Origin of the sequence: Streptomyces sp. NPDC052299, assembly GCF_040679335.1 — a bacterium.
Lineage (GTDB): Bacteria > Actinomycetota > Actinomycetes > Streptomycetales > Streptomycetaceae > Streptomyces.
Window position 1 is genome coordinate 213,180 of the sequence record NZ_JBFAUP010000010.1, and the last position, 19,089, is coordinate 232,268.

The following is a 19,089-nucleotide window of genomic DNA, read 5'->3' on the forward strand; positions in this document are numbered from 1 at the left end:
CCTAGACGTCTGTGCGAAGGACGACTGCGAGGGTGCGCGGGCCGTGGACGCCCTCGACCCGCTCCAGCTCGATGTCGGAGGTGGCCGAGGGTCCGCTGATCAGCGTGGTCGGGCGCTCCGGCACCAGCCGGGCCACCGCTTCCGGCACCCCCACCTCCACGGTCGACAGGTCGACCACGCACACATGCAGGTCGGGCACGAGGGACAGCGCCCGTCGCCCCTGGTCGGGCGAGCCGTCCAGGAAGATGGTGCCGGTCTCGGCGCAGCTGACGGCGGACGCGGTGACGACACCGTCGAGGGCGTCCAGGCGCGGCGCCGGGATGTCCGCGGAATCCTGCTGGACCTCGCCGTCGTAAGCGGCCAGCCACCCGGTGTCGAGCCCCGGGGGCACACCGATGCGCCCGGCCTCCCGCGCCCGCAGCACCTCGGCGATGACCTCGGCGGTCCGGTCGGCGGTGCACGGGTGGACCTGCGCCTTGTAGTCGACGAGCCGGTCGGTGAAGAGGGCGAGGCGTTCCTCGTCGGGGAGGGTGCGTCCGGTGCGGTAGGCGCGCGGGACGGGGGGCGCCCCGGCGGGTGCGAGGGCCAGCGCGTCCCGGACGCGGCCGAGCACGATGTCACGGGCGGTCGTCATGCGCCGTCCTCCTGCTGCTGGTTGCGGGTGTGTTCGGCGGACGCCTCGCGCAGGGCGGCCGCGCCTTCGGCCGAGGCCAGCCAGGCGCGGAAGGTCTGTTTCGGCGGGGCGGGGGTGTCGCGGCTGTCGCTCCAGCCGTTGAGCGGGGGCGGCAGCGCCGGGAGCTTCCCGTCCCGGGCCAGGACGCGGCCGAGCCGGGATGCCTTCTGTGCGGCGGTGTAGACCTTGGGCCGTCCCATCACGGCGCCCGCCGCCCTCATGGCCAGCTTCTCGGCGGTGGTGCCGGTCTGCTCGGTGTGCTGGTGGCGCAGCTCGACCAGCAGCGAGGGGATGTCGATCTTGACGGGGCAGGCGTCGAAGCAGGCCCCGCAGAGGCTGGAGGCGTACGGCAGCGAGCTGTTCGGGTCGTTCTTGGCGGCGTCCATCCCGGCGAGCTGCGGAGTGAGTACGGCCCCGATCGGTCCGGGGTAGGTCGATCCGTAGGCGTGCCCGCCGGCGCGTTCGTACACCGGGCAGACGTTGAGGCAGGCCGAGCAGCGGATGCAGTTCAGCGCCTCGCGGCCGACGCGGTCCGCGAGGGCGGCGGTCCGACCGTTGTCGAGGAGGACCAAGTGGAAGGTCTGCGGTCCGTCGCCGGGGGTGACGCCGGTCCACATCGAGGTGTACGGGTTCATCCGCTCGCCCGTGGAGGAGCGCGGCAGGAGCTGGAGGAAGACCTCCAGGTCCTGGTAGCGCGGGAGGACCTTCTCGATGCCCATGACGGTGATCAGCGTGTCGGGGAGGGTCAGGCACATGCGGCCGTTGCCCTCGGACTCCACGACGGAGAGGGTGCCGGTCTCGGCGATCCCGAAGTTGGCCCCGGAGACGGCCACCCTGGTGGTCATGAACTTCTCGCGCAGGTAGGCGCGGGCGGCGGCGGCCAGGTGGGCGGGGACGTTGTCCAGGGCCGGGTCGACGCCGGGGATCTCCTTGAGGAAGATCTGCCGGATCTCGTCCCGGTTGCGGTGGATGGCGGGGACGAGGATGTGCGAGGGCTTGTCGTGGGCGAGCTGGACGATGAGTTCGGCGAGGTCGGTCTCGTGCGCGGCGATGCCGAGGGATTCGAGGTGTTCGTTGAGGCCGATCTCCTGCGTGGCCATCGACTTGACCTTGATGACCTCGTCGCTGCCCGTCTCCCGGACCAGCCGGGCGACGATCTCGTTGGCCTCGACGCCGTCGCGCGCCCAGTGGACGGTGCCGCCGCGTGCGGTGACGTTGCGTTCCAGCTCCTCCAGGAGTTCGGGGAGCCGGTTCATGGTGTCGGTCTTGATGGCGGACCCGGCGTCGCGCAGCTCCTCCCAGTCGGGCAGTTCGCCGGTGACGTGGAGGCGTTTGGCGCGGATGGTGCGGGTGGCGCGGCCGAGGTTGCGGCGCAGTTGCTCGTTGCCCAGCTCGTCGTGGGCGGCGGCGGGGAACTTCCGGTCGCCGCGCAGATTGCCCGTGCCGTACGGGGAGCGGGGCGGGGTCGCGGGCATGCCGAGAAACGTCGCGCTCATCGGGCTGCCTCCGTCAGGACGTGCGGCGAGGTGCGGGTGGAGGACAGGATCTGGGCGAGATGCAGGGTCTTCGTTCCGGCCTTGATACGGGAGAGCCCGCCGCCGATGTGCATCAGGCAGGAGGAGTCACCGGCGGTGCACACGTCGGCTCCGGTCGCGGTGACGTTGCGCATCTTGTCCTGGAGCATCGCCGTCGAGGTGTCGGCGTTCTTCACGGCGAAGGTTCCGCCGAACCCGCAGCAGGCGTCGGCCTCGCCCAGCTCGACCAGGTCGATCGCGTCGACGGCGCGCAGCAGCCGCAGCGGTTTGTCACCGACCCTGAGCATGCGCAGCGAGTGACAGGTGGGGTGGTACGTGACCCGGTGCGGAAAGTACGCGCCGACATCGGTGACGCCCAGCACGTCCACCAGCAGTTCGGACAGCTCGTACGTCTTCGCCTTGACGGTGGCGACACCCGCGCGCAGCGCCGCGTCCCCGTACCGCTCGGCAACGATCTCGTGCTGGTGGCGGACCGATCCGGCGCAGGAGCCCGACGGCATGACGACGGCGTCGATGGAGCTGTCGCCGAACTGGGCGGCGAAGTTGCGGACCAGCGGGACGGGTTCGCGCTGATAGCCGGTGTTGACGTGCATCTGGCCGCAGCAGGTCTGGCCGGGCGGGAACACCACCTCGTGACCCAGGCGGGCCAGCAGCACCGCGGTGGATTTCACCGCCTCGGGGAAGAGCGTGTCTCCCAGACAGGTGGCGAAGAGTCCGATACGCATGGGACCTCCCCGATCGGAAGTTATGGTCCGACCATACTACCCTCCGGCCTGTTTCGACAGAGGTGCGGCACACCTGGCGAGGGCCTTGAGCGCCAGTGACCTGGCCAGCATTTGGTCTGACCTTATTGACATACGACATCTCCGATGTCCTACTGATCGCTGAATCAGCTGCGTCACTCAGCGAGGAGTAATTCCGTGGCTTCCGCACCACCCGCCGCCACCGCGTCGGCTTCGTACACGCCGGACGTCCACGCCATCGGGGGCAGCCTCCTGGCGACCGCGCTGGTGAGCCTGATCCCGCTCGCCGTGTTCTTCGTGCTCCTGATGGCGGCCAAGCGCTCGGCCCTGGTGTCCGCGCTGGGTTCGGTCCTCACGGCTCTGCTCGTCGCGGTGATCGGCTTCGGGATGCCGGTCGGGCTGGGGCTGCTCTCGGCGTCCCAGGGGCTGGTCTTCGGCCTGTTCCCGGTGATGCTGATCGTCGTCGCGGCGATCTGGTTCTACGAACTCACCGTCGTCAGCGGCCGGTTCGAGGATCTGCGGCGTTCGTTCAGCGCCGTCGGCCGGGGCGACCTGCGCGTGCAGGCGATGCTCATCGCCTTCTGCTTCGGCGGCCTGCTGGAGGCGCTGGCCGGCTTCGGCGCGCCCGTCGCCATCACGGCCGTGATGCTGCTCGCCCTCGGCCTGCCCCCGGTCAAGGCGGCGGTGACCGTGCTCCTCGCCAACACCGCGCCGGTCGCGTTCGGCGCCATGGCCATTCCCGTCACCACCGCGGGCAACCTCACCGGCATTCCCCCCGAGGACATCGCCTCGGTCATCGGCCGCCAGTCGCCCCTGCTCGCGATCTTCGTACCGCTGCTGCTGCTGTTCGTCGTGGACGGCGCGCGTGGCATCCGTCAGCTGTGGCCGATCGCGCTGGTCACCGGCGGCGTCTTCGCCCTGACCCAGTTCTGGTGCGCCAACCACTTCGCGTACGAGCTGACCGATGTGGTCGCCTCACTCGTCGGGTTCGGCGTCGCGGTGCTGATGCTGCGCTTCTGGAAGCCGCGGACCCCGGACGACCAGCGCTCCCAGGTGGAGAACGAGCCGCTCACCCGGCACCGGGTCACCTACGCCGTCCTCCCGTACATCCTGGTGATCGCGATCTTCGGCATCGCCAAGCTGAACGTGGGCGGGCTGGACGTGCCCGAGGTGCTGGGCCACGCCAACCTGAAGATCGAGTGGCCCGGCCTCTACGGCGAGCTGATGACCACCGGCGGCACTCCGTCGTCCAGCGCGGTGTACACCCTGGAGGTCCTGGGCAATCCGGGCACCCTGCTGATCGTCTCCGGGATTCTGGTGACACTCATCTACCGGTTCGCCAAGGACCGTGATGTCTACCCCATGACCGGTGGCGTCGCGCTCTCGGCGGCGGGCCGGACGCTGAAGAACATGCGGACCGCCATCGCGACGGTCGCCACGGTGCTCGCGCTGAGCTATGTGATGAACCAGTCCGGTCAGACCGTTGCCATCGGCACCTGGCTGGCGACGGCGGGCGGGCTCTTCGCCCTGCTCTCGCCGGTGCTCGGCTGGCTCGGCACCGCCGTGACCGGCTCCGACACCTCGGCCAACGCCCTGTTCGCCAACCTCCAGCAGACCGCCGGGCAGACCGCCGGGATCGACCCGACCCTGCTCGTCGCCGCGAACACCTCCGGTGGCGTGGTCGCCAAGCTGGTGAGCCCGCAGAACCTGACCATCGCCGCCACCGCGGTCGCTATGCCCGGCTCGGAGCGCATCCTGCTGCGCAAGGTCGCCGGATACAGCGTGGGCATGCTGGCCGTCCTCTGCGTCCTGGTCTACCTCCAGTCGACGCCGGCACTGTCCTGGATGCTGCCCTGACGGCAGCCGCCCGGCGACGGGGCCCGGTGCGGCGGGGGTGCTACTCAGCTCCCCCGCCGGAGTCGGTCCGGTCCTCGTCGACCAGCGTCCCGTGGAAGCCGCGGATGTGGCGCTCGGCGAGGTCGGCCGCCGCCTCGCCCTCCCCGGTGCGCACCAGCCTCAGCATCTCCGTGTGCTCGGCGTTGAGCCGGGCCTGGGTGGCGGGCCAGTCGTCCACCTCTTCGAGGGCCCGCAGGATGAGGGGCCGTACGGACTCCCGTACCGCGGCGGTCAGCGTGGAGGTCAGCGCGTTGCCCGAAACGCTGGCCACCTTGACGTGGAACCGCGTGTCGAGCTCGTTGAACTCCTCCGGCCCGATGCCCTCCCGCGCCATCCGGTGGACCACCGCGCCGGCCGCGTCCAGGTCCTCGTCGGACGCGTGCTCCGCGGCGGCCGCGAAGCTGGAGCGCTCCAGGGCGACGCGGGCCTCCAGCACATCGTGCAGGCTGTAGCTGCCGAGGGCGAAGTGCAGGCGCAGCAGCCTGCCGAGCGCGTCGTCCGGGTTGCGCACGATGCGGGCCCCGGAGTCGTGGCCCCGGCCGGGCTGGGCGACCAGCACGCCGATCGTCTCCAGCACTCGCAGCGCCTCCCGGAGCGCGGACCGGCTCACGCCGAACACGGGGGCGAGTTCGCGCTCCGGCGGGAGCCGGTCCCCGGCCCTCAGCTTTCCCGCGAAGACCTGCTCCTCGATGCTCTGGAGCACGAGTTCATGGGTCCGGGCCTGCCGCACGGGCTGCCACTCGACAGGCATCCGCTCCTCCACTCCCCGTTCGGGCGTATGCGTACATCCCGACTATGTCACACACACCATGTGGTCGGACCACAAACCGGGAGCCCGTCCCCTCAGTAGGTGACGGTGATGCGCCGGGCCACGCCGTCCACCCGGATCCGGCCGCCGAACGGAATGATCACCTGCGGGTCCGTGTGACCGCAGTCGACGTCGAAGACGGCCATGGTGTCGGGGGCGTACTCCGCGAGGGCGCGCAGCACCGCCTCCCGCTGCTCCCGGCAGTACTCCGCACCGGCTTCCGCGTCGAGCGGCTGGTCGAAGGACCAGTTCTTGGCGCGCGCCATCACCAGGGCGGGGAAGCGCCGCAGCAGGCCCCGCTCCCCCATGTTGCGCAGGATGCGGTACACCTCCTCGGCGCGGGGCAGCTCCTCGGAGGTCTCGAGGAACAGCACCCGGCCCTCGTAGGCCTCCGAGGGGAGGATCTCCCGGTCGGCCATCAGCATCCAGGCCAGGATCTCCAGGTTGCCGCCCCAGCTCGCCCCCTCGGCCACCCGGTCCGCGTTGTGCCAGATCCAGCCTTCCGCGGGGAGCAGGTCGGGCTCCTGGTCGAAGGTGCGCGGGTCCTCCCAGCGCCGGTTGGTGCTGCCGCTCTCCTTCGCCGGCGTCAGCTCGTACGGGCCGTGGGTGAAGAGCGCGGCCCGCAGGGACTCGGCGGTCTGCGGGTGCAGCGTGCCGGGGCGGCCGAACTCGACCATGACGCAGCCGCCGTGGTAGCCGACGATGCCGAGGTTGTCGAGGAACACCAGCAGATTGGTGTTGTCGCTGTAGCCGAAGAACGGCTTGGGGTGGGCGCGCAGCAGTTCGCGGTCCAGGTGGGGCAGCAGGGTGATCTGGTCGTCGCCGCCGATGCTGGCTATGACGGCCTTGATGTCCGGGTCGGCGAACGCCGCGTGGAGGTCGGCGGCGCGTTCCTGCGGGGTGGAGCCCATCTTCCGGGTGCTGGGATACTCCACCGGCTCCAGGCCGAATTCCTCGCGGAGCCTGCGCAGTCCCAACTCGTGGGGCAGCGGAAGGATTCCGGGCAGGCCGGAGGCTGGTGAAAGCACGGCGACGCGGTCGCCGGGCCGGGGCTTGGACGGGTAGCGGGAAGGTGTCATCGCGCGAGCCTACGCAGCGCCGCCGGGGGTGTCCGCCGGATTTCCGGCGGCGGCCCGCGCGGGACCGGCCGGGGTGCCCTGGTGGAAGTACATCCGCCACCGCTCGCCGGACCTGCGCCACAGCGAACTGCGCCTGAAGAGCATGCCGTTCCGTTCGGTGACGTACGTGAGGTGGACCAGGTCAGGGGCGAGCAGGGTGCCGGACAGCTCGAAGACGTCCGGGCCGGGGTCGTCGTCCTCGACGGCGGAGGTGACGGCGAGGATGGAGGCGCGGTCGTAGCGGCGTCCGGAGGCGCCGAATTCGGTGAAGTCCGGGTCGAGCAGTTCCGTCACCGCATCGGGCGACGCCCGTACCTCCGGATCGAGGAGCCGGAGTTCGCCCGCCATGGCGGCCCGTACGGCCCGCCCTTCCTCGTCGCTGAGCCTCATACGGACGGACCTTACGTCGGCGGCGCGCGGTCAGACCAGGACCAGCAGGTCCATCCAGCTCACGGCGGGCCGGTCCGGCTCCTGTTCCGCCGCCGTCCGCAGTCGGCGCATCCCGCGCTCGAACTCGTCGTCGCCGAGGCCGCGCAGCTTCGCGTCGGCATCCCGCCTGATCCGGTCGGCGAACGCGGCGAGGCTCGGCGCGCTCTGCTGCGGCACCGCGTGCAGGGCGACCCGGGTGAAACCGGCCCCGGCGAACGCGTCGCAGGTCTGCTCCACCGTGGGGTAGCCGTCCACGATGCGTTCGGCGCCGGGGAAGAAGCGCACCCGCAGGTCCCGTGCGCACCGGCCCGGGAAGGAGTTGCGGATGAGCACGGGGGCGCCGGGTCTCAGCGCCCTGCGCAACTCCCTGGCGGCGGCGGGCAGATCACCGATGTGGTGGACGACCGAGCCCAGCCAGGCCGCGTCCGCGCAGCCGTCCGGCACCGGCAGCGCCTCCGCGCGTCCGTCCAGCGCCTCGATGAGCCCGCTCCGGGGGATCAGCGCCCGCATGGCGGCGGCCGGTTCCACGGCCAGGACCCGGACGCCGAACCAGTCGGCGAATGCGGAGGCGAAGGAACCGGTGCCCGCGCCCACGTCCAGGACGGTGGCGCCCGGTGCGAGTTCCACCTCGGCCGCGACGGCGGCGCGCCATGCGGTCAGGCCGTCGCGCGGGATCTCCCGGGCGAGGCGGTAGTCCTCGGCGAAACGACGGTCGGGGGCGGTCGCTTCCATGGGGCCCTCACTTCTGGGCGCGGTCAGGTGGGTCCGCCGCGCCTCGTCGGCGGATGCTAGCGACCCCCCTTCCACTTGTCTAGACCAAGAAAGGTGGCGGATGCGGGCGGTGGGCGGGAGGGTTCACCCACCCAGTTCATAGGATTCTCAGGCAGTCCGGTTACCGTGTCGGGCGTGACCCAGACGAGCCCGCCCGGCTGGCATCCAGACCCCGGGTATTCAGGATTTGGCCCCCGCCACGAGCGCTGGTGGGACGGCAACCAGTGGACCGACCATCTGCGCGTACCGCCTGCGGCCGTCCGCAGCAGGCGGATACGCATCGGGGCCGGCATCACCGCGGCCGTGGTGGTGCTGGCCGCCATCGGGGGCGGCGTCTATCTGCTGTCGGACGACTCGGACGGCAAGAGCGACACCGCGGCCACCGCCCCGTCGGACTCCCCGTCCCCCGGACCCGACCGGCAGCGCGGCGGCGGGAACGGCAGCGGCGGCAACGGCGACGAGCGCGGCGGCGGCAACGGCGGCGACGACCGGTCGCCGGAGCAGGGGCAGCCGCAGATCGAGGACGGCTACGCGACGGACCTGGCCAGCGGCATCAGCATCCCGGTCCCCGACGGCTGGAAGGGCGAGTCGGGCATGGGCGCCGGGGTGACCACCGGGTCCTACGCCTGCCCCGGTGACGCCGAGCAGAAGTGCGTGCGCGGCGGGGTGTTCTCCGCCCCGGCCGAGGCGCTGAAGCTGACGACCAGGACGGCGAAGGCCACCGCCGAGAAGGACATCGAGAACAACGCCAACGAGTCCTACGGCGAGAAGATCTACGGCGGCATCACCTCGCACGAGGAGCTGAAGTCCGAGGCGGTCACGGTGGCCGGGCAGCAGGGCTACCGGGTGCGCTGGAAGGTGGTGACGAAGAACGGCGACGACGGCTACGTCGAGTCGCTGGCCTTCCCGTCCCCGCGGGCCAAGGACATGCTGGTGGTGATCCGCTCCGGCTTCGACATCAACAGCAAGGCGCCCGCGCTGTCCGTACTGGACACGATCACCAAGGGCATCAAGGCCGCGTCCGGCGGCGGCTCCGGCACCAACGCCTGAGCGTCCGACGGGGCGCACCGCACGGCCCGGCTGAGTATCCGGGCCGTGCGGTCTGAGTACGTCCCCCGATCCCGGTGCCGTACGCCGCCGCTGAAATGGGGTCATGGCTCCCGACCCGAAGCGCCTCCGCGTGCGTCACGTCACCAGTGCAGGCACCTCCCTGGCCCTCTCGCTGGCGCCGCTCGTGATCGGCGTGCTGTTCGCGCGCACGATGGCCCTGGACCCGCACACACCGGTGAACGCCCTGATCACCCGGGGCGGACGGGGCGTCGGTCCGTCGCCCGCCGAGTGGCGCGGCTGCGGCCGGAGCGCGCTGCGCCGGTGCCGGTCCGTCTGCCGGCCCCTGGGCCCCGGGCGCGCCCGGCCGAAAAACCTGTTCCCCCGCACGCCCCGTCTTCCCTAGACTCGCCGCACACCGCGCGCCGGCCGTCCGCCGGCGCGTCCGCCGTGACCGTTGAGGGGAGACCGCCGTGCGTTACCGCACCGCCGCCGTCGTCCCCCCGTCGCGGTTCGAGGTGATCCTGGTGTCTCGCGCCGCCCGGAGCCGGCTGCGCGGCCGGCCCCGGACCCCGTGACGAACACCCGGGCCCCGCATTCTTCCTGACATGCAGTCATGTCCCGTGGGCTCCGCAGGCCCGCATCCGGGCCGCTTCGTCCGGGGGTATCGCGCCGTCTTCTTCCGGATCATCCCGAAAGGCCACCGGCCGTGCGTACCCACCAGCACCGTTCCCCCGTCACCGCTCTCACCACCGTCCGCAACCTGGGCATCCTGGCCCATGTCGACGCCGGCAAGACCACGGTGACCGAGCGGATCCTCTACACCACCGGCACCACCCACAAGCGCGGTGAGGTCCACGACGGCACGACCATCACGGACTTCGACTCCCAGGAGCGAGACCGGGGCATCACCATCTTCGCCGCGGCCGTCAGCTGCGCCTGGGACGGTCACCGGATCAACCTGATCGACACTCCGGGGCACGTCGACTTCGCCGACGAGGTCGAACGTTCGCTTCGGGTGCTCGACGGCGCGATCGCGGTGTTCGACGCCGTCGCCGGGGTGGAGCCGCAGAGCGAGTCGGTGTGGCACCAGGCGGACCGGCATTCCGTCCCGCGGATCGCCTTCGTCAACAAGCTGGACCGGGCCGGCGCGGACCTGGACACCGCGGTCGCCTCCATCCGGGACCGGCTGCACACGGTCCCGCTCGTGGTGCAGCTGCCCATCGGGGCGGAGGACGCCTTCCGCGGCGTGGTCGACCTGGTGCGCATGCGCGCCCTGGTGTGGGCGGACGGCGCCGACGCGTACGAGGAGGGCGAGGTGCCCGACGGGCTGCGCGAGGAGGCGGCCCGGCGCCGGCGGCTCCTGGAGGAGGCGGTGGCGGAGCTGCATCCGGCGGCCCTGGAGGAGTTCTGCGTACGCTCCGAGCTCTCGGCGGGGACGCTGACCGGGGCGCTCAGGGATCTGACGCGGACCGGTGAGGGCGTCGTGGTGCTGTGCGGTTCGGCGTACCGGAACCGGGGTGTCGAACCGTTGCTGGAGGCGGTCGTCGCGTACCTGCCCTCCCCTCTCGACGTGCCGCCGGTACGGGGCCTGCTCGACGGGGCGGTGCAGGAGCGGGCCGCCGATCCTCAAGGCCCCTTCGCCGCGCTGGCGTTCAAGGTGAACGCGACCGCGACGGGCCGGCTCACGTATCTGCGGGTGTACTCGGGAACGATCCGGAAGGGGGAGACGGTGCTGGACGCGACCACCCGGCGCAGTGAGCGCGTCGGGCGCATCCTGCGGGTCCAGGCGGACCGGCACGTGGACGTGGACGCGGCGGTGGCCGGGGACATCGTCGCGGTCATCGGCCCGAAGGCCGTCCGGCCCGGTGCCACGCTGTGCGCGCCCGGCGCCCCGCTGGTCCTGGAACCGCCCTCGGTGGCCGACCCGGTCGTGTCCGTGGCGGTGGAGGCGCGGCGGAGCACGGACACGGAGCGGCTGATGGCCGCCCTGGTCCGACTGACCGAGGAGGATCCGTCGCTCGTGGTGCGGACGGACCCCGAGACCGGTCAGACCGTTCTCTCGGGCATGGGCGAACTGCATCTGGAGGTGGCAGCGGAGAAGATCCGCCGCGACCAAGGCCTGGACGTCCGGGTCGGCCGGCCGCAGGTCGCGCACCGGGAGACGCTGGTGCGCGGGGTGTCCGGTCTGGTCTACCGGCACGTCAAACAGGACGGCGGGGCCGGGCAGTTCGCGCACGTGGTCATCGACGTCGAACCGCTGGAGGCCACCGACGGGGAGGAGGCGGCGGAGTTCGCGTTCGGTTCGGCGGTCGTCGGCGGCCGGGTGCCGCAGGAGTATGTGCGGGCGGTCGAGGCCGGCTGCCGGGACGCGCTGGCCGAGGGGCCGCTCGGCGGGCATCCGGTGACCGGGGTGCGGGTGACGCTGACCGACGGCGCGACGCATCCCAAGGACTCCTCGGAGATGGCGTTCCGCACGGCGGGGCGGTTCGCGCTCCGGGAGGCCCTGCGGGCAAGCGCGATGGTGCTGCTGGAACCGGTGGTCGAGGTGACGGTCACCGTGCCCGGTGACGCGGTCGGCGGGGTGCTCGGCGACCTCGCCGCCCGGCGCGGCCGGGTCTCCGGCTCCACCACGCGGGGCGGCGCGGCGGTGGTGACGGCGACCGTGCCGCTGGCCGAGCTGTTCGGTTACGCGACGCGGCTGCGCAGCCGTACGCAGGGCCGGGGCACCTTCACCACCCGGGCGACGGGGTACGCGCCCGCCCCCGCCGTCACGGCCTCCGGCACCGGCTGACGGAAAGGTCCCGCCCGCCATCGCGGCGGGCGGGACCTGTCGTCGTCGGGGCCGGGCCAGGTCAGGCGACCGGGACCGGGAAGGTCGGGTACTCGACGCCGGACACGTACTGCACGACCCGGATGACCTGGCACGAGTAGCCGAACTCGTTGTCGTACCAGAGGTAGAGGATCGCGTTGTCGCCGTCGACCTGGGTGGGGCCGGCGTCCACGATGGAGGCGTGGCGCGAGCCGATGAAGTCGCTCGACACCGCGTCGGGGGCGGTCGTGAAGTCGATCTGGCGCTTGAGCGGGGAGGTCAGCGACACCTCGCGGAGGTAGTCGAGGACCTCGGTGCGGGTGGCCTCGCGGCCCAGCTTCAGGCTGAGGATGGCGATCGACACGTCCGGGACGGGGACGCGGATCGAACTGCCCGTGATCGTCGCCTCCAGGTCGGGAAGCGCCTTCGCGACGGCGGAGGCGGCGCCCGTCTCGGTGATGACCATGTTGAGCGGCGCGGAGCGGCCGCGGCGGTCGGAGCCGTGGTAGTTGTCCAGCAGGTTCTGGTCGTTGGTGAACGAGTGGATGGTCTCCACGTGTCCGCGCAGCACGCCGTACTCGTCGGCCATCGCCTTCAGCGGCGGCACGATCGCGTTGGTGGTACAGGAGGCGCAGGAGATGATCTGCTCGTCCGGCTTGATCATGTCGTGGTTGACGCCGTGCACGACGTTGAGGACGTCGCCCTTGCCCGGGGCGGTCAGCACGACCTTGGCGATGCCCGGGCGCAGGTGCTTGGACAGGCCCTCGCGGTCGCGCCACTTGCCGGTGTTGTCGATGAGGATGGCGTCGTCGATGCCGTAGGCGGTGTAGTCGACGGAGGTCGGGTCGTCCGAGTAGATGACCTGGATCTCGTTGCCGTTGGCGACGATCCGGTTGTTGGCCTCGTCCACGGTGATCGTGCCCTGGAACTGGCCGTGGATGGAGTCGCGGCGCAGCAGCGAGGCGCGCTTGACGATGTCCTGGCCCGCTCCCTTGCGGACCACGATGGCGCGCAGCCGCAGGCCGTTGCCGGAGCCGGCCTTCTCGATGAGCAGCCGGGCGAGCAGGCGGCCGATCCGGCCGAAGCCGTAGAGGACGACGTCGCGCGCCTCGCGGCGTTCGATCTTGTTGTCCCCGGTGGCGCCGTCGACGGCCTCAGCGGTGAACTCCGCCGCGCTGAGGCCGCGGTCGTCGGCCTTGTAGGTGGCGGCGAGCATGCCGATGTCGATCTGGGAGGGGCCCAGGTCGAGGGTGGTGAGGGCCTGGAGGAAGGGCAGGGTCTCGGTGACCGAGAGCTCCGCGCCGTCGATCTGCCGGGCGAATCGGTGGGTCTTGAGGATGCTCACCACCGATTTGTTCACCAGCGAGCGGCTGTGCAGGAGGACGGTGACATCCCGCTCGCGGTGCAGCTTCCCGATGATCGGGATCATCGATTCCGCGATCTCCTCGCGGTTTTTCCAGTTGGTGAACGCGTCGTCATTGACAGTCACAGGTTTATCTTTCGAGCTAGGCGGCGCTCATATGGTAACCGGACCTTCATTCGAGCACTCACCCGGTCCGACCGTTCCCCTTCGCCTGCCGCGGACACCGGCCGCCTCGTGCGCCGCGCACGGTCGGCGGCCTCCGCGATCGGCGGCGCAACGGAAGCCGTCCGCCCTGTTTACATCGATGTACATGCGGCCCTACTGTTTCGCCGTCAGCAGCCCCGCTCGGCCACCCCCTTCGTGCCCCGAGGAAGGAAGCCTGTGCTCTCCTTGCGCCGACCCCCCCGACCCTCGCCCCGCCCCTGCCCCACGACATCCGGCCGCCTCGCGCGCTGGGTCGCTCGTGCCGCCGCCCCGGTCCTGGCCGCCGCCATCGCCCTGTCCTGCGCCCCGGCGTCGGCCTCGCCCACCGCCCCCGCCGCCGCGCCTCCCGCACCCGTCGCCGCCGCCAGTGGGACGCCACTGGGCAGCGGGACCGGCCTCTACCCGAGGGCGATCCGGCTGGAGCACAACGGCTCCGCCAACGGCCGGGTGCTCGCGAGCGTCGTCACCTTCAACGGCAACAACGGCGTCGGGGCCATCCACGAGAGCACCGACGGCGGAGCCACCTTCCGGCAGGTGGGGAGCGTCACCGACCCCGAATCGTCGGGCGGCCAGGGCCTCTGCTGCGCCACCCTCTTCGAACTTCCGCGGCAGGTCGGTTCGTTGGCGCCCGGGACCCTGCTGTGGGCCGCATCCTCCGGCCAGGACGAGCAGAACCGGCGCATGGCGCTGCGCGTCTGGCGGAGCGGCGACGTGGGCCGGACCTGGTCCTACCTTTCCACCTGCGCCACCGCGACCGGCACGGGCGGACTGTGGGAGCCGGAGTTCTCCGTCGCCGCCGACGGGGCGCTCGTCTGCCACTACGCCGACGAGACGGACCCCGCGCACAGCCAGAAGCTCGCCGCCGCCCGCAGCTACGACGGGCTCACCTGGCAGGACCGCCGCAACACGGTCGCCGGTTCCTGGGAGCCTGACCGGCCGGGGATGCCCATGGTGCGGCGGCTGCCGAACGGCTCGTACTTCATGAGCTACGAGATCTGCAATCCGGGCGGCCAGTACCAGTGCGTCGTCCACTACCGGACCTCCCCGGACGGCTGGGACTGGGGCGACCCCGCCTTGCTCGGCCACCGCCCGGAGACCGTGGACGGCAAGTACTTCCGCGCCGCGCCCACCATCGCCTGGGCTCCGGCGCCGGGCGGCGGGGCCAACGGCCGGCTCCTCCTGATCGGCCAGCAGCTCCTCAACCGCGACGGCACACCCGCTGCCGACAGCGGCCGCACGATCCTCGCCAACACCGAGAACGGCACCGGCCCGTGGTACGAGATCGAGGCCCCCGTGCAGGTCGCCGCGCCTACCGCCACCTACTGCCCGAACTACAGCTCGCCGCTGCTGCCCTCGGCGGACGGCCGCACCGTCCTGGAGATCGCGACGGACTGGGACGGCGACGTCTGCCGCCCGTACGTGGCCACCGGCCCGCTCACCGGCAGCGGTGACGCGGCGGGGGTCGTGGACGGCGCGCGCTACCGGCTGGTCAACGCCAACAGCGCCCAGTGCCTGGACGTGGCCGCCGACTCACGAGACGCGGGCGGCAACGTACAGCAGTGGACGTGCAACGGTCTCGGCCCGCAGGCGTGGACGCTGCGGGCACACGGCGACGCGTTCACCGTCACCGGCGTCAACAGCGGTTACTGCGTGGACGTGGAGAACGGCTCCGCCACGCCCGGCGCCAACGTACGGCAGTGGTACTGCAACGCGGCGGCCGCCCAGGACTGGCGGCTGGAGAACGCCGGGCGGGGCTACTACCGCCTGGTCGTGAAGTCCTCCGGGCAGTGCCTGGACGTCTCGCAGGGCTCCCGTACGGCGGGCGCCAACGTCCAGCAGTGGACGTGCAACGGACAGCAGCCGCAGCTCTGGCGGCTCGAACGGATCTGACCACGCGGCGGGTGCCCGCCCCCCCTCCATGTCCGAAGGGGGCGGGCACCCACGTGTCCCGTCAGCCGGCGTCCGGCTCCTCGATCGCGGCGGGCCGCAGCTGGGCCTCCCTGATGCGGGCGATGTCCAGCTTGGTGCCCCGGTCGAAGCGGTAGACGCCGTTCTGCTCCTGGAAGACGTCGGTCAGCTGGGTGTAGCAGTAGCCGAACATGTCCGGGTCCTCCAGCAACGCACCGGTCAGACCGGCGAACCGCTCGTGGAACTCGTCCTCGGTGCGCACCCGGTCTCCGTAGCCCCAGGAGACCGTGCGGTCGCTTCCCGACTGCTCCGCCGCGGCCTCCGGGTCCCACCAGACCCCGCCGAACTCGCTGACGAAGTAGGGCTGGCCCCGGTACGGCTGCGAGTACGCGGCACCGTTCTCGTAGGCGTTGACGAACGGCTCCCCCTTGGCGAGCCCGGAGACGAGCTGCCGGAAGGCGGCCGGGTCCTGCTCGTAGGTGTGGGAGTCGTAGATGTCGGTCTCCAGGACCCGGTGGGAGTAGCCGGAGGCGTCGATGACCGGGCGGGTGGTGTCCATCGCCTTGGTGGCGAGGAACATCGCGCGGGTGACGTCGTCGAGCTGGGTGATCCGGTCGTGGAGCTTCTGGTACGTCTCGTTGAGCGGGCACCAGCCGACGATCGAGGGGTGGGAGTAGTCGCGTTCGACGGCTTCGAGCCACTGGGCGACGAAGGAGGCGTCCGGTCGCTGGTTGTCGCCGGAGGAGCCGCCGACCTCGCAGCCCCAGTCCCCGAACTCGCCCCAGACCAGGTAGCCGAGGCGGTCGGCGTGGTGGAGGAAGCGTTCCTCGAAGACCTTCTGGTGCAGCCGGGCGCCGTTGAAGCCGGCCTCCATGGCCAGCTCGATGTCGCGGACCAGCGCTTCGTCGGTGGGGGCGGTCATCAGCCCGTCCGGGTACCAGCCCTGGTCGAGCACGAGGCGCTGGAAGCGGGGGCGGCCGTTGAGGAGGACCGCCTTGCCCCGGATGGAGACGGAGCGCAGGCCCGCGTAGCTCTCGACGGTGTCGATGGATTCGCCGTCGGGGCCGAGGAGTTCGAGGCGCAGACCGTACAGGTGGGGGTCCTCGGGGCTCCACTCGCGGCGCCGGTCCACCGGGACGGGCAGGTGGAGGCGGGGGGACAGGTCAAGGTCGGCGCGGGCCTCGGCACGGCAGACCTCGCCGGCGCCGTCGCTGAGGACGGCCCGCACGCGGTGGCCGGGAAGGTTGGCGGACAGGGGCAGTTCGAGGTGGAAGGCGCCGGCGGCCAGGTCGGGGGTGATGCGGGGGCGGCGCAGATGCGCGTCGGTGACCGGTTCGGCCCACACGGTCTGCCAGATCCCCGTCGTACGCGTGTAGTTGCAGTCGTGGTTGGCGTACTGGACGGCCTGCTTGCCCCGGGCCTGCGGACCGGACTTCGGGTCGCGGGCGCGGACGGTGATCTCCACCTCTCGGCCGGCCGTGGCGAGGTCGCCGAGGTCGGCGGTGAAGGGGGTGAACCCGCCGCGGTGGCGTACGACTTCGGTGCCGTCCACCCAGACGGTGGTGTCGTGGTCGACCGCGCCGAAGTGCAGCAGCACCCGGCGGCCGGCCCACTCGGCGGGCGGGGTGAAGCGCCGCCGGTACCAGACGGCTTCCAGGAAGTCGGTGTCACCGACGCCGGACAGCTCGGACTCGGGGGCGAAGGGTACGAGGATCTCGCCGGTCAAGTCACGCTCCAGGAGCCCGCGTTCGAGACCGCTGTCCCCCTGGTCGGTCTCGAACTGCCAGGTCCCGTTGAGGTTGAGCCAGTCGCGCCGCACGAACTGCGGGCGCGGGTACTCCGGACGGGGGACGGAGGGGGTGTGCACAGGTGCTCCAGGTGGATCGTGGTGGCGGCCGGCCGGGAGACCGGCGCCGGGACAGGGACGGTCGGAGGGGGTCAGCCGCCGCCGAGGCCGGTGGTGGCGACGGAGTTGACGATGCGCCGCTGGAACAGCAGGAACATCACGATCAGCGGCAGCGCGGCCAGCAGGGCCGACGCCATGGACTGGGCGTACTGGATGCCGTACGCGTCCTTGACGGTGGCGAGGCCGACCGGAAGCGTCATGAGGTCCGGGTCGTTGGTGACGATGAACGGCCACATGAAGTTGTTCCAGGCGCCGATGAACACGAAGATCGCGACGGCCGCGACGATCGGCCGGGACAGCGGAAGCACGATGGACGTGAAGACCCGCAGTTCGGAGGCGCCGTCGATGCGGGCGGCGTCCTCCAGTTCACGGGGTATCGCGTCGAAGAAGCGCTTCAGGATGAAGACCATCATGGGCGCGACCACCTGGGGCAGGACGATTGCCGCGTAGGTGTCGACCAGGTGGAACATCGTCATCTGCTCGAAGAGCGGGACGATCAGCAGCTGCGGCGGGACCATGATCGCGGCGACGGTGACCGCGAGCAGCGTCCGGCGGCCGCGGAAGGTGCCGCGCGAGAAGCCGTAGGCGGCGAGCGTCGAGACGACCGTGGTGAGCAGGGTGACCAGGACCGAGATGAGCAGGCTGTTGAACGCCCAGGTCGGTACGTTGCCGCGCTCCAGGATCTGTCGGTACGCGTCGAGCGTGAAGGCTCCCTTGAACGGCGAGAGGCCCGACTTCATCACCTCCTGCTCGCTCTGGAGCGAGGTGGCGACGGCCCAGACGAACGGCAGCAGCCAGGCGACGGCGAGCACGGTCAGCGCGGTCCCGGCGAGCGCCCGGGGCAGCCGTCCGTGGCCGAGCAGCAAGGGCGAGCCCGACTCCTCGCGCGGTCGGCGCGGCCTGCGCACGGGGGTGGAGATGGCGGACACGGTCAGCCCTCCTGACGGAAGAAGCGGAGTTGCAGGACGGAGACGACGATGACGATCGCGAAGAAGATGTAGCTGACCGCCGAGGCGTAGCCCAGCCGGTATCCGGTGAACCCGACGTCGTAGACGTATTCGAGGATCGGGCGGGTCGATCCGTTGGGGCCGCCCTTGGTAAGGATGTAGATCTGGTCGAACACCTTGAGGGACGCGAGGACTTGGAGCATCGCGACCAGAACGGTGGTGTGGCGCAGCTGCGGCAGGGTGACCGACCAGAGCCGCCGCCAGGCGCCGGCGCCGTCGAGCGCGGCGGCCTCGTCGTACGTGCTGGGCAGGGACTGCAGGGCGGCCAGGTAGAGCAGGAAGTTGAAGCCGACGGTCCACCAGACGGTGAGGGCGGCGACCGACCACATCGCCACCGACTCGTCGGAGAGCCAGCCGACGGGCTCCATGCCCAGCGAGGTCAGCAGCTGGTTGCCGAGGCCGATGTCGGGCTGGTAGAGCCACGTCCAGATGAGCGTGACCACGGTGACCGGCAGCAGGTAGGGGGCGAAGTAGGCCAGCCGCCACACCCATTGGCCGGCCAGTCCGCTGTGCACGAGCAGCGCCATGCCGAGCGCGACCAGGACGAGCGGTACGCACGAGATGACGGTGAAGAAGACGGTGTTGCCGAGGCTGCTCCAGACGTCCGGGTCCCCGAACGCCTCGGCGTAGTTGGCGAATCCGACGAATTCGGTGCCGCGCAGGCTGAGCGAGGCGTCGGTGAGGCTCATCCAGAGGCCCTGGACGACGGGCCAGACCAGGAAGAGCGCGAACACGACCAGGAACGGCAGGACGAAGAGCCCGCCGCCCCGGGTCAGCGAGCGGCGGCGCCGGGGCGGGGCCGCTGTGGCGGAGGGTGGCTGCGGGGGCGCCGGCGCTCCGGCGGGCGCGGTGGTGGTCACGATGCGGCT

The 19,089-nt window shown here is 71.4% G+C and carries 16 protein-coding genes; 5 read left to right on the plus strand and 11 right to left on the minus strand.

Annotation, left to right across the window (positions count from 1 at the left end; genetic code table 11):
• Window position 1 precedes the first annotated feature (1 nt).
• Genes AB0L33_RS19335 through AB0L33_RS19345 form a run of 3 tightly spaced genes read right to left on the minus strand, consistent with a single transcriptional unit; the run spans window position 2 to window position 2,933 of the window.
• Entirely contained in the window at window positions 2–634 is a 633-nt protein-coding gene (locus tag AB0L33_RS19335; RefSeq protein WP_365682913.1) for an LUD domain-containing protein, read from the minus strand.
• Entirely contained in the window at window positions 631–2,169 is a 1,539-nt protein-coding gene (locus AB0L33_RS19340) for a LutB/LldF family L-lactate oxidation iron-sulfur protein (protein WP_365682915.1), read from the minus strand. The genes AB0L33_RS19335 and AB0L33_RS19340 overlap by 4 nt, the downstream gene beginning before the upstream one ends.
• Window positions 2,166–2,933, minus strand: a complete 768-nt coding sequence (locus tag AB0L33_RS19345; RefSeq protein WP_365682917.1) for a (Fe-S)-binding protein — start codon at window positions 2,931–2,933, stop codon at window positions 2,166–2,168. The genes AB0L33_RS19340 and AB0L33_RS19345 overlap by 4 nt, the downstream gene beginning before the upstream one ends.
• 195 nt (window positions 2,934–3,128) lie before the next feature.
• Here AB0L33_RS19345 and AB0L33_RS19350 point away from each other — a divergent pair, with 195 nt between their 5' ends.
• The gene (locus AB0L33_RS19350) at window positions 3,129–4,808 is read left to right on the plus strand and encodes an L-lactate permease (RefSeq protein ID WP_365682920.1); all 1,680 of its coding nucleotides are present in this window, start codon (window positions 3,129–3,131) and stop codon (window positions 4,806–4,808) included.
• Window positions 4,809–4,848: 40 nt separating this feature from the next.
• On the opposite strand, the gene AB0L33_RS19355 is transcribed toward AB0L33_RS19350, so the two are convergent.
• The 4 genes from AB0L33_RS19355 to AB0L33_RS19370 form a co-directional block, all read right to left on the minus strand.
• Window positions 4,849–5,598, minus strand: a complete 750-nt coding sequence (locus AB0L33_RS19355) for an FCD domain-containing protein (protein ID WP_365682922.1) — start codon at window positions 5,596–5,598, stop codon at window positions 4,849–4,851.
• Window positions 5,599–5,690: 92 nt separating this feature from the next.
• On the minus strand, window positions 5,691–6,734 hold the full coding sequence (locus tag AB0L33_RS19360) for a S66 peptidase family protein (protein WP_365682924.1): 1,044 nt from the start codon (window positions 6,732–6,734) through the stop codon (window positions 5,691–5,693).
• 9 nt (window positions 6,735–6,743) lie between these two features.
• Window positions 6,744–7,163: a DUF4440 domain-containing protein gene (locus tag AB0L33_RS19365; RefSeq protein ID WP_365682926.1), complete on the minus strand. Its 420-nt coding sequence runs from the start codon at window positions 7,161–7,163 to the stop codon at window positions 6,744–6,746.
• A 30-nt stretch (window positions 7,164–7,193) separates the two neighbouring features.
• On the minus strand, window positions 7,194–7,934 hold the full coding sequence (locus AB0L33_RS19370) for a methyltransferase domain-containing protein (RefSeq protein ID WP_365682928.1): 741 nt from the start codon (window positions 7,932–7,934) through the stop codon (window positions 7,194–7,196).
• Window positions 7,935–8,108: 174 nt separating this feature from the next.
• On the opposite strand from AB0L33_RS19370, the gene AB0L33_RS19375 reads away from it, so the two are divergent.
• The 3 genes from AB0L33_RS19375 (at window position 8,109) to fusA (ending at window position 11,814) form a co-directional block, all read left to right on the plus strand.
• Window positions 8,109–9,023, plus strand: coding sequence for a DUF2510 domain-containing protein (locus AB0L33_RS19375; protein ID WP_365682930.1), 915 nt, complete (start codon window positions 8,109–8,111; stop codon window positions 9,021–9,023).
• A 103-nt stretch (window positions 9,024–9,126) separates the two neighbouring features.
• Entirely contained in the window at window positions 9,127–9,426 is a 300-nt protein-coding gene (locus AB0L33_RS19380; RefSeq protein ID WP_365682932.1) for a hypothetical protein, read from the plus strand.
• Window positions 9,427–9,729: 303 nt separating this feature from the next.
• Entirely contained in the window at window positions 9,730–11,814 is a 2,085-nt protein-coding gene (gene fusA / locus AB0L33_RS19385) for an elongation factor G (RefSeq protein ID WP_365682934.1), read from the plus strand.
• A gap of 61 nt (window positions 11,815–11,875) precedes the next feature.
• Here the strand turns inward: fusA and AB0L33_RS19390 are convergent, their stop codons facing one another.
• Complete coding sequence (locus tag AB0L33_RS19390) at window positions 11,876–13,321, minus strand: glyceraldehyde-3-phosphate dehydrogenase (RefSeq protein ID WP_365682936.1); 1,446 nt, start codon at window positions 13,319–13,321, stop codon at window positions 11,876–11,878.
• A gap of 255 nt (window positions 13,322–13,576) precedes the next feature.
• Here AB0L33_RS19390 and AB0L33_RS19395 point away from each other — a divergent pair, with 255 nt between their 5' ends.
• On the plus strand, window positions 13,577–15,289 hold the full coding sequence (locus AB0L33_RS19395) for an RICIN domain-containing protein (protein ID WP_365682938.1): 1,713 nt from the start codon (window positions 13,577–13,579) through the stop codon (window positions 15,287–15,289).
• Between the two features lie 61 nt (window positions 15,290–15,350).
• Here the strand turns inward: AB0L33_RS19395 and AB0L33_RS19400 are convergent, their stop codons facing one another.
• The 3 genes from AB0L33_RS19400 to AB0L33_RS19410 all read right to left on the minus strand — a co-directional run bounded on the left by AB0L33_RS19400 (window position 15,351) and on the right by AB0L33_RS19410 (window position 19,080).
• Window positions 15,351–17,174, minus strand: a complete 1,824-nt coding sequence (locus AB0L33_RS19400) for a sugar-binding domain-containing protein (protein ID WP_365682940.1) — start codon at window positions 17,172–17,174, stop codon at window positions 15,351–15,353.
• Between the two features lie 71 nt (window positions 17,175–17,245).
• Window positions 17,246–18,142 carry a carbohydrate ABC transporter permease gene (locus tag AB0L33_RS19405; RefSeq protein ID WP_365682942.1) on the minus strand — a complete coding sequence of 299 codons (897 nt, stop codon included), beginning with the start codon at window positions 18,140–18,142 and terminating at the stop codon, window positions 17,246–17,248.
• Window positions 18,143–18,144: 2 nt separating this feature from the next.
• Window positions 18,145–19,080, minus strand: coding sequence for a sugar ABC transporter permease (locus AB0L33_RS19410; RefSeq protein WP_365682944.1), 936 nt, complete (start codon window positions 19,078–19,080; stop codon window positions 18,145–18,147).
• Window positions 19,081–19,089 lie beyond the last annotated feature (9 nt).

What these genes read in the sequence shown, in the direction of transcription:
- AB0L33_RS19335 (WP_365682913.1), bottom strand. Translation starts at nt 634, where the DNA reads ATGACGACCGCCCGTGACATCGTGCTCGGCCGCGTCCGGGACGCGCTG.
- AB0L33_RS19340 (WP_365682915.1), bottom strand. Translation starts at nt 2,169, where the DNA reads ATGAGCGCGACGTTTCTCGGCATGCCCGCGACCCCGCCCCGCTCCCCG.
- AB0L33_RS19345 (WP_365682917.1), bottom strand. Translation starts at nt 2,933, where the DNA reads ATGCGTATCGGACTCTTCGCCACCTGTCTGGGAGACACGCTCTTCCCC.
- AB0L33_RS19355 (WP_365682922.1), bottom strand. Translation starts at nt 5,598, where the DNA reads ATGCCTGTCGAGTGGCAGCCCGTGCGGCAGGCCCGGACCCATGAACTC.
- AB0L33_RS19360 (WP_365682924.1), bottom strand. Translation starts at nt 6,734, where the DNA reads ATGACACCTTCCCGCTACCCGTCCAAGCCCCGGCCCGGCGACCGCGTC.
- AB0L33_RS19365 (WP_365682926.1), bottom strand. Translation starts at nt 7,163, where the DNA reads ATGAGGCTCAGCGACGAGGAAGGGCGGGCCGTACGGGCCGCCATGGCG.
- AB0L33_RS19370 (WP_365682928.1), bottom strand. Translation starts at nt 7,934, where the DNA reads ATGGAAGCGACCGCCCCCGACCGTCGTTTCGCCGAGGACTACCGCCTC.
- AB0L33_RS19380 (WP_365682932.1), top strand. Translation starts at nt 9,127, where the DNA reads ATGGCTCCCGACCCGAAGCGCCTCCGCGTGCGTCACGTCACCAGTGCA.